The 9,618-nt window shown below is 30.6% G+C and carries 7 protein-coding genes, 1 pseudogene and 1 other annotated feature; of the genes and pseudogenes, 2 read left to right on the forward strand and 6 right to left on the reverse strand.

Annotation, left to right across the window (positions count from 1 at the left end):
• Window positions 1–35: 35 nt before the first annotated feature.
• The 6 genes from BM384_RS03830 to alaS form a co-directional block, all read right to left on the reverse strand.
• On the reverse strand, window positions 36–1,703 hold the full coding sequence (locus BM384_RS03830; protein WP_090011242.1) for a ribonuclease J: 1,668 nt from the start codon (window positions 1,701–1,703) through the stop codon (window positions 36–38).
• 64 nt (window positions 1,704–1,767) lie between these two features.
• Entirely contained in the window at window positions 1,768–2,241 is a 474-nt protein-coding gene (locus BM384_RS03835; protein ID WP_090011244.1) for a Fur family transcriptional regulator, read from the reverse strand.
• A gap of 35 nt (window positions 2,242–2,276) precedes the next feature.
• Entirely contained in the window at window positions 2,277–2,543 is a 267-nt protein-coding gene (locus BM384_RS03840) for a DUF1292 domain-containing protein (RefSeq protein ID WP_090011246.1), read from the reverse strand.
• Window positions 2,544–2,618: 75 nt separating this feature from the next.
• Window positions 2,619–3,038: a Holliday junction resolvase RuvX gene (ruvX, locus tag BM384_RS03845; protein ID WP_090011248.1), complete on the reverse strand. Its 420-nt coding sequence runs from the start codon at window positions 3,036–3,038 to the stop codon at window positions 2,619–2,621.
• Between the two features lie 59 nt (window positions 3,039–3,097).
• Window positions 3,098–3,355 (reverse strand): IreB family regulatory phosphoprotein, encoded by a 258-nt coding sequence (locus BM384_RS03850; protein ID WP_090011250.1) that lies wholly within the window; start codon window positions 3,353–3,355, stop codon window positions 3,098–3,100.
• Between the two features lie 133 nt (window positions 3,356–3,488).
• Entirely contained in the window at window positions 3,489–6,128 is a 2,640-nt protein-coding gene (gene alaS, locus BM384_RS03855; protein ID WP_090011252.1) for an alanine--tRNA ligase, read from the reverse strand.
• 52 nt (window positions 6,129–6,180) lie between these two features.
• Window positions 6,181–6,359, reverse strand: a binding site (T-box leader).
• 734 nt (window positions 6,360–7,093) lie between these two features.
• On the opposite strand from alaS, the pseudogene pflB reads away from it, so the two are divergent.
• Window positions 7,094–9,327, forward strand: a pseudogene (gene pflB, locus BM384_RS03860) (formate C-acetyltransferase).
• Window positions 9,328–9,428: 101 nt separating this feature from the next.
• Window positions 9,429–9,618: hypothetical protein (locus BM384_RS03865; protein WP_347455050.1), on the forward strand; the 190-nt coding region annotated here is incomplete at its 3' end.

The raw sequence follows: 9,618 nt of genomic DNA on the forward strand, positions 1-9,618 counted from the left end.
TTATTTTAAACTCTATTTTATGAAAAGTCAATATATTATATTTCCATTATAATTGGTAAAATCATAGGTCTTCTCTTAGTTTTTTCATATAGGAATTCTCTTAATTCATCCCTCATATTTGATTTTAATGTTGCCCAATCCTTAATGTTTTTCTCTTCACATTCGTTAAGAACATCTTTCACTATGGCCTTAGCTTCATCCATTAATCTTTCAGATTCTCTTACATATACAAATCCTCTTGATATAATGTCTGGCCCAGCTATAACAGTTCCTGTTTCTTTTTGCATTGTAACAACTACTGTTAATATACCATCTTGAGATAAATGTTTTCTATCTCTAAGAACTATATGACCAACATCTCCAACACCTAATCCATCTACAAATACCTGACCTGAAGTTACAGTTCCTGTTTTCTTAATATAGTTTCTTGTAACTTCAACAACATCTCCATTATCAATAATAATAGCATTTCTTTCTGCCATTCCTAACTTACATGCTAATTCAACATGTTGCTTTAAATGTCTGTATTCACCATGTACTGGTATAAAGAATCTTGGCTTAACTAATGTATGCATAAGCTTTAATTCCTCTTGACATGCATGTCCGGATACGTGAACATCTGCAAGTGATTCATAAATAACATTTGCACCTTTTTTAAATAGTTGATTTATTACTCTTGAAATAAATTTTTCGTTACCTGGTATTGGTGATGCTGAAATAATAACAGTATCTCCTTCAACCACATTAATCTTTCTATGCTCTGATGCCGCCATTCTTGCCAATGCTGACATTGGTTCTCCTTGACTTCCTGTTGTTATTAATACAATTTGATTATTTGGGTACTTTGAAATATGATCTATTGAAATTAATGTTTCATCTTTTGCTTCTAGATACCCAAGTTCTAGAGCAACTTGAACAATATTTTCCATACTTCTTCCTGATACCGCTACTTTTCTTCCATACATCTCAGCTGCATCAATAATCTGTTGAATTCTATGAACATTAGATGCGAAAGTTGCTACTATAATTCTTCCCTTTGCATCTCCAAATAATTTCATAAAACTTTCACCCACAGTCTTTTCAGACATCGTGTAGCCTTTTCTTTCAACATTTGTTGAATCTGCCATCATGACCAAAACACCTTTTTTACCCAATTCTGCAAATCTAGCAAAATCAGTTAACTGCCCATCAATTGGCGTATAATCAATCTTAAAATCTCCTGTGTGTAATATTACTCCTAATGGTGTATGAATAGCTATAGCTACTGAATCTGCTATTGAATGGTTTGTTTTTATAAATTCAACAGATACAGTATTTAATTTTATAATATCTCTTGGTTTTACTCTTATAAGTTCTGTTGAATCTAACAATCCGTGTTCCTTAAGCTTGGTTTCAACTATTCCAAGAGTCAACTTAGTACCATAAACCGGAACGTTTAATTGTTTTAAAACATATGGTAACGCTCCTATATGATCTTCGTGTCCGTGAGTTAAAAATATACCTCTTATCTTTTCTTGATTTTTTAACAGGTATGAGATGTCAGGAATTACAACATCTATTCCAAACATATCCTCATCTGGAAATCTAAGTCCGCAGTCTATAACAACTATATCATCTTTAAATTCAATAGCAGTCATATTTTTCCCAATTTCACCTAAGCCACCTAGAGGTACTATCTTAACCTTTGCTCGCTCTGTTCTCATACTTCCCCTCCTTTATATAATTTTTATATATAAACAAAAGATTTCTTCTCAATAAAAAATCTTTTTATTCATCTTTTTTATCTTGCTGTTTTTTTTGACATTCACTGCATAGGCCGTAGAACTTAACGCTATGGTCTTGAATTAGAAAATTATAATCCTTTTCAATCTTACATTCAAGCTCTTCTAGTAAATCATCTTCCACTTCTATAACAGCATTGCAATTATTACATATTAAATGATGATGTCTATGTCTTTCATCACTATGTACAAGTTCATATCTACTGCAACCATCATTTAAGTGTAATCTACTTACTATTCCTATTTCCTCTAATAGTAATATTGTTCTATAAACTGTCGCAAGTCCTATTTCAGGGCACCTTTTTTTAACTTCATCATATATTTCTTCTGCTGTTAAATGTTTACCTTCGCTATCCACTATAGTATCTACAATAGCCCTTCTTTGAGGAGTTAGTTTATAACCTTTTTTCTTCAAATCTTCCTTAAGAACATCATAATCTATTTGGATAAATTTTCCCATTATAGCAACACCCTCACTTTAAAATCCACAATTTTCTATTCTATATCTTCTTGCATTAATAATTCATATGTTTCAGATACAATATCGAATTCTTGATCATCATCTATAGTAATATAGTTGTCTTCTCCATTTTCATCTTGAACATATTTTAATACATATGCTTCGTCCGCTTCTAAATCAGCTGGAGTAACAACAACATATTCACTGTTTAAATCTTCTATTCTAAAGAAAGTAATAACCTTCATTTTTTCTTCTATACCTTCTTCATTTAATAAATATATAAATTCTATATCTTTTATCATTTTATTATCGCTCCTTTAGTAATCATTTTAAGTATTTATTATAGATATTGTCAATAATTATTTTCAACTAATTTTTTACTTCATATTTGAAAGTCTATCAAGATACCCTTGAAGAATATAGGTTGCAGCAATCTTATCTACAATTTTCTTTCTTTTTCCTCTTGACAAATCTGCTTCAAGCATAGCTCTATGAGCTGCTACTGTTGTAAGTCTTTCGTCCCAAAATTCTATTTTTATATCTATTTCTTCTTTTATCATTTCAGAAAATTCCATTATCTTTTCCCCTGCAAATCCAATAGAATTGTTCATGTTTTTTGGCAGACCTATAACTATAGTTTCTACTTTATATTCATCACATATCTTCTTTATTTCTTCGATATCTTTGCTTTTCTTTTCTCTTCTTATTGTTGTTATTCCTTGGGCAGTGAAGCCTAAAGGATCCGAAATAGCCACACCTATAGTTTTTTGTCCTACATCTAAACCTAATATTCTCATTTTTCAGCTCCAAGTTTCATATATTTTAAAAGGTGCCCGCACTAAACGGGCACCTTCTTTTATTTTATCTCTAAATAAGATTTAATTACTTCTTCTAGGATTTCATCTCTTTCTAGTTTCCGTACTAAAGCTCTTGCTCCGTTATAGTTTGTAATGTAAGTAGGGTCTCCAGAAAGTAGATATCCGACAAGCTGATTTATTGGATTATATCCTTTTTTTTGTAGTGAATCATAAACCTCTGTTAATATCGCTTTTGTTAAGACTTCTTTATTCTTAGAAACATCAAACTGCATTGTTCTTTCTATATCATTACTCATAATAATGCTGCAACTTTAAGCAGCTCACCCCCTTACATTTATTATAAGGATAATATTTATCTACTATTATTAGTATTTCCATATTTCTCTTCCTTATACAAGTAATTATACTCTAAATTTTAATAATTGTATACTATTTTGCTAAAGAATTAATTATTTCGTAAGTGTGAAGGATAGCTTCATTTATTTTTTCAGGATTCTTACCACCAGCTTGAGCCATGTCTGGTCTTCCTCCTCCGCCTCCGCCTACAACAGATGCAACTTCTTTAATTATTTTACCACAGTGAATACCTTTTTGTACGCTGTCTTTAGTTGCCATAGCTACTAAATTAACCTTTCCATCATTTTCGCTTAGTAATACAACTACTCCTGTATCTATCTTATTTCTGATCTTATCAGCTAAATCTCTAAGAGCATTAGCATCAACATCCTTTAATGCATAAGATACAACAGTTAAATCATTTATCTTCTTAGCTGAATTTAATATATCATCTTCAGCGCCACTTGTTAATTTGCTCTTAAGTTCTGCTATTTCTTTATCTTTTTCTTTTAATTCTGCATTTTGCATAGAAATTCTATTTAATATATCTTTTTCATTACACTTTAATGCACTGCATGCTTCTTTTAACATTTTTTGTTTTTCTTCAACATACTTCATTGCACCCATTCCAGTTACAGCTTCAATTCTTCTTGTACCTGCTGCAACACCAGATTCATTTAATATCTTGAATAAACCTATTTCTCCTGAATTTTTAACGTGTGTACCACCACATAATTCTTTTGAGAAATCTCCAACGCATACAACTCTTACTTTTTCACCATACTTATCATCAAATAGCGCCATTGCTCCTGATTCTTTAGCTTCTTCTAAAGTCATAAGCTTAGTTTCAACATTGTAAACCTTCATTATATTTTCATTAAGAATTTTTTCAACTCTCTCAATTTCTTCTGAAGTTAAGCCTTGGAAATGTGTAAAGTCAAATCTTAATCTTTCTTCATCAACATATGAACCTGCTTGGTTTACGTGATCTCCTAATACTTCTTTTAAAGCTTCTTGAAGCATATGTGTTGCTGTATGGTTTTTACATATAGCATTTCTTCTTGCTGCCTCTACCTTTAGAGTCACATTATCTCCAGCACTTATAGTACCTTCTTCTACTTCTACATAATGTATAGTCTTTCCACCTACATTTTTCTTAGTATTGTAAACTCTAACTTTTGCACCTTCAGTAGTTATTATACCAGTATCTCCAACTTGACCACCCATTTCAGCATAGAATGGAGTTTTATCTGTTATAACATAACCTTTTTCTCCTTCAGATAAAGAAGTTTTAAAGTCTTCATCTACAGCTAAAGCTAAAACTTTACCTTCTCCTTCAACACTAGTATATCCTGTAAATTCAGTATTTATTGAAGCATCAAGTTTATTTATAGCAAGTTCTTCACTTCCCATGTAAGAACTTTCTCCTCTTGCATTTCTTGCTCTTGTTCTTTGGTCTTCCATTTCCTTTTCAAAAGTTTCTCTATCTATAGTTAAACCTTTTTCTTCACAAATTTCTTCTGTTAATTCATAAGGGAAACCAAATGTATCATAAAGTTTAAATGCTTTTTTACCATCTAATACTGTCTTGTTTTCTTTCTTTAATTCATCAATATATTCTGATAATATATTAATTCCTGAATCTATAGTTTCATTAAATCTTTCTTCTTCTAATGATACCATTTTCTTAATATAATCTTGTTTTTCAACTAATTCTGGATAAGCTTTGCCGTAATTTGCAATTACTTCATCTACTATTTCTGTTAAGAATAATTCTTTTATTCCAAGAAGTCTACCATGTCTTGCAGCTCTTCTAAGAAGTCTTCTAAGTACATATCCTCTACCTTCATTACTTGGTGAAACACCATCTGAAATAAGCATAGTAACACCTTTTACGTGGTCAGTTATTATTCTTAAAGATACATCTGTAGAATTGTTTTCTCCATACTTAACCCCAGCCTTTGCTGAAACTTTAGATAATATGTTCTTAACTGTATCAATTTCAAATATGTTATCTACACCTTGCATTATAGTTGCAATTCTTTCAAGACCCATTCCTGTATCTATGTTTGGATGAGCTAATCTGTTATAATTTCCATCTTCATCTTTATCAAATTGTGTAAATACTAAGTTCCAGAATTCAACTACTCTATCTTCATCAGCAGCCTTTAAGAAATCTTCAACCTTTCTTATATCTCCAGCTCCTCTATCATAATGAATTTCTGAACATGGTCCACAAGGTCCAACCCCTATTTCCCAGAAGTTATCTTCTTTACCTAATCTAAAGATTCTTTCTGGATCTATATTAGTTTTCTTAGTCCAAATATCAAAAGCTTCATCATCATCAAGATAAATTGTTACATATAATTTTTCCTTTGGTAATTTTAAAACTTCAGTTATGAATTCCCAAGCCCATGGAATTACTTCTTCTTTAAAGTAATCTCCAAAAGAGAAGTTACCAAGCATTTCAAAGAATGTACCATGTCTTGATGTCTTACCTACATTTTCGATATCTCCAGTTCTTATACACTTTTGACATGTAGTAACTCTTCTTCTTGGTGGTTCTTGTAAACCTGTAAAATATGGTTTTAAAGGAGCCATCCCTGCATTTATTAATAAAAGACTGTTGTCATTTTTAGGTACAAGAGAAAAGCTCTGCATTCTTAAATGACCTTTACTTTCAAAAAACTTTAAAAATTCTTCACGTAAATCATTTGTGCCAATTTTGTTCATTTTTCTTCCTCCAAATTCTTTATATATTAAAAAAAGCCCTCATCCCTATAATGCAAGGGACGAAAGCATAACTTCCGCGGTACCACCCTAATTATGTATAAACTCTATACATCTCTTAGATACTCATAAAACTCATAGGTAGCTTCAAAATACATACTAAAAAGTTTTCACCAACCACTTTCTCTCTAACATAGTAACAATAAATTTACTCATCCTAGTCATCGTTTAATATTAAATTCTATTAAATTATATTTTAACTTCTGTTATATGTCAATATTCTTAATACTTTTTCTAATTCCATTTTTTATTATAATTAAATATATCAAGTCATCGTTTTTCCTTGCCAAAACCCTATGAAACTTTATAAAGTATGTTTAATTCTTTATTCAAGGTGTTATATCTTTTCACCAAAACAACAACTACATATTCTATTATTAATAGCATATATCTCTTTCAATAAATATTATACAATTATTTTGGATGATTTAATTTTCACTACCTTTATAGGTGTGTAATGAATACGCCTTAATCTTACATCAGATAATTTTCCGCAAATAAGTTTAATTTACTTTTTAAGTTTTGAGTACTTTTGGTTTTGACATATTCCTTTCATTTTTCTTAACATTATGTTTTTCTAATGATCTAGATTATTTAAGTTTATTATTAAATCACTGTCCTGCTACATATAGCAAATTTCTTAATTCTAAAATTCGCACAATTACGCCATAATACTATCTTTTTAGTATTAATGCTTCTATTTTTTCTACGATAATATCCTCATAACAATGTTTTTATTATTTTCCATTAATTAAACTATTGATTTTTTAAAAAAATAATGTCAAATTATATGTATATTAATTAATAACCATTATCAGCAATCATCTAATATTAATTAATAATCATTTAAATAGTTAATATAGACCTTATATATTATATATGTTAATTATTTTACGAAAGAGGGAATTATTGTAAAAAAAGAATGGACAGGTTTTAATACTGGTAAATGGACTAAAGAAATTAACGTAAGAGACTTTATACAAACTAACTACACTCCTTATGAAGGGGATGCTAGTTTCTTAGTGGGGGGCAACTGAAGCTACAACTAAATTATGGGATGAAGTTAGCCAATTATTTAAAAAAGAAAGAGAAAACGGTGGCGTATTAGATGTAGATACAAAAACTGTTTCAGGAATAAATGAATATAACCCTGGTTATATTGATAAAGCTCTAGAAAAATTGTTGGAGTACAAACTGATGCACCTTTAAAAAGAGCTGTTATGCCTCAAGGTGGTATAAGAATGGCTGAAAATGCTGCTAAAGCTTATGGATATGAAGTAGATCCTTTAATATCTGAAATCTTTACTAAGCATAGAAAAACTCATAACCAAGGAGTATTTGATGCTTATACAGACGAAATGAGATTAGCTAGAAAGTCTGGTATAGTTACTGGTCTTCCAGATGCTTATGGTAGAGGAAGAATCATAGGTGACTACAGAAGAGTTGCTTTATACGGAGTTGATGCTTTAATAGAAGATAAATTAAAGCAAAAGAAATCTTTAGAAGTTAACTGTATAGATGAAGAAGTTATCAGACTAAGAGAAGAAATTTCTGATCAAATAGTAGCTTTAAAAGAATTAAAAGATATGGCTTTAAGCTATGGTTTAGATATATCTATGCCAGCTACTAATGCTAAAGAAGCTGTACAATGGCTATACTTTGGATACTTAGCAGCAATAAAACAACAAAATGGTGCTGCAATGTCACTTGGTAGAACTTCTACTTTCTTAGATATCTATATAGAAAGAGATTTAAAAAATGGTGTAATTACAGAAGAAGAAGCTCAAGAAATAATGGACCACTTCGTAATGAAGTTAAGATTAGTTAAGTTCTTAAGAACTCCAGAATATAACGACCTTTTCTCAGGAGATCCAACTTGGGTTACTGAATCAATTGCTGGTATGGGTATAGATGGAAGAACTTTAGTTACTAAGAACTCATTTAGAATGCTTAATACACTTTATACTTTAGGACCATCACCTGAACCAAACTTAACTGTACTTTGGTCAACAAGACTTCCTAAAGGATTTAAAGATTTCTGTTCTAAGGTATCAATAGACACAAGCTCAGTACAATATGAAAATGATGATTTAATGATTAGATATTGGGGAGATGATTATGCAATAGCTTGCTGTGTTTCTGCTATGAAAATTGGTAAGCAAATGCAATTCTTTGGAGCTAGAGTTAACTTAGCTAAAACTCTTCTTTATACTATTAATGGTGGTAAAGATGAAAATCAGGAGTTCAAGTTGCACCTAAGATGGAACCAATTACTTCTGAATACTTAGATTACAATGAAGTAATGGAAAAATTCGATGCTATGACAGATTGGTTAGCTAACCTTTATGTTAATACATTAAATGTTATCCACTATATGCATGATAAATATTCATATGAAAGCTTACAAATGGCTTTACATGATAGAGATGTATTTAGAACAATGGCTTGTGGTATAGCTGGTATTTCAGTTTGTGCCGACTCACTTTCAGCTATTAAATATGCTAAAGTTAAGCCAATAAGAAATGAAGAAGGAATTGCTATTGACTTCGAAGTTGAAGGTGACTTCCCTAAATTCGGAAATGATGATGACAGAGTTGATGATATAGCTGTATTCTTAGTAGAAAACATGATGAACAAAATCAGAAAGAATAAGACTTACAGAAATGCATACCACACTCAATCAATCCTTACTATAACTTCAAATGTTGTTTATGGTAAGAAGACTGGTACTACTCCATGTGGTAGAAAAGCTGGTGAACCATTTGCTCCAGGAGCTAACCCAATGCACGGAAGAGATAACTCAGGTTCTTTAGCTTCATTAAACTCAGTAGCTAAGTTACCATACGAACATTCTCAAGATGGTATTTCTAATACATTCTCAATAATACCAGATGCATTAGGAAAAACACCAGAACAAAGAATTTCTAACTTAAGTAACATGATGGATGCATATTTCGGACAAGATGCTCATCACTTAAATGTTAATGTATTTGATAGAGAAACATTACTTGATGCTATGGATCATCCAGAAAACTATCCTCAATTAACTATCAGAGTTTCAGGATATGCTGTAAACTTCATTAAGTTAACAAGAGAACAACAATTAGATGTTATAAATAGAACATTCCACGAGAAGATGTAATTAAATATTTATCTATATAAAAGGGGATGTAAAAAAACTCTCCTAAAAAGAAAATCGCTGTAGGCATTAAACTTACAGCGATTTTTTGGTAAAATTAAATTATGATACCAAATAATTTTACTAATAATAATTTTATAACAAAACAATTAAAATTACCATTGGAAATCGAAAAAATTATTGATATTTCAGATCCGGTATATACTTTCTGTGATGTAATAGATCACATTGACCTAAAATCATATTTTGCAGGGGAAGGCTGCAAAACAGGTCGTCCAAGATGTGATTCAGAGA

This window comes from Clostridium sp. DSM 8431, assembly GCF_900116755.1.
Taxonomy (GTDB): Bacteria; Bacillota; Clostridia; order Clostridiales; family Clostridiaceae; genus Clostridium.